We start from the raw sequence: 338 nt of genomic DNA on the forward strand, positions 1-338 counted from the left end.
CGAGCCAGGATCCAGCGCTCGACGATCTGCACACCCACCTCGGCCTTGGCTTTGTCCTTAGGCTTGTAAGGGCGAGCTGGCATCACCGCCACCTGATAGTGCTCGGCCAACTGCTGGTAGCTGGGGTTGAGCTCGGGATCGTATCGGCAAGCCTTGCTGACACCGCTCTTGAGGTTGTCGGGGATCAGCAGTACCGGTGTCCCGCCGAAAAACTCAAAGGCACGGACATGGCTTTGCAGCCAGTCCGGCAGTGACTGGGACCAGGTGGCCTCGGCAAAGGTGTAGTTGGACGCACCGAGCACGGCGACAAAGACTTGTGCCTGACGGACCTCACCCGT

At 61.2% G+C, this 338-nt stretch carries 1 protein-coding gene; it reads right to left on the reverse strand.

Going from position 1 to position 338, the window contains the following annotated elements:
- Positions 1-338 (reverse strand): DDE-type integrase/transposase/recombinase (locus MUW49_RS21670; protein ID WP_210539101.1); only part of this gene is annotated, 338 nt, incomplete at both ends.

This window comes from Aeromonas sp. LsrichE-8G, assembly GCF_022869435.1.
Classification (GTDB): domain Bacteria; phylum Pseudomonadota; class Gammaproteobacteria; order Enterobacterales; family Aeromonadaceae; genus Aeromonas; species Aeromonas caviae.